The sequence below is a fragment of the Psychrobacter proteolyticus genome (assembly GCF_038155145.1).
Taxonomy (GTDB): domain Bacteria; phylum Pseudomonadota; class Gammaproteobacteria; order Pseudomonadales; family Moraxellaceae; genus Psychrobacter; species Psychrobacter proteolyticus_B.
Genome location: NZ_JBAKAY010000235.1, coordinates 1 through 210, shown reverse-complemented (window position 1 = coordinate 210; position 210 = coordinate 1). Strand labels below are relative to the sequence as shown.

Sequence of the window (210 nt, the reverse complement as noted above, 5' to 3'; positions counted from 1 at the left end):
ATTCCGCCATGGCGATGCATCACTGCTAGTAACTTCGATAAACCTTGGAAATCTAGTCCCAGCGCCATCCTTCTAGGCGAGCCTTGTGAATCATCTACCACGGCCTGCACTTCTACTAGTAACGGCCTTGTACCTTCACGGCGGACCATTACTACCGATCCAGCAACAGGTTTGTCATAACGACGCAAAACTATCGCTGATGGATTGGCG

1 pseudogene is annotated in these 210 nt (G+C 50.5%); it reads right to left on the bottom strand.

What is annotated here, in order from left to right:
* Positions 1–210: pseudogene (locus V6252_RS13665) on the bottom strand (DNA repair protein RadA); the annotation flags it as partial.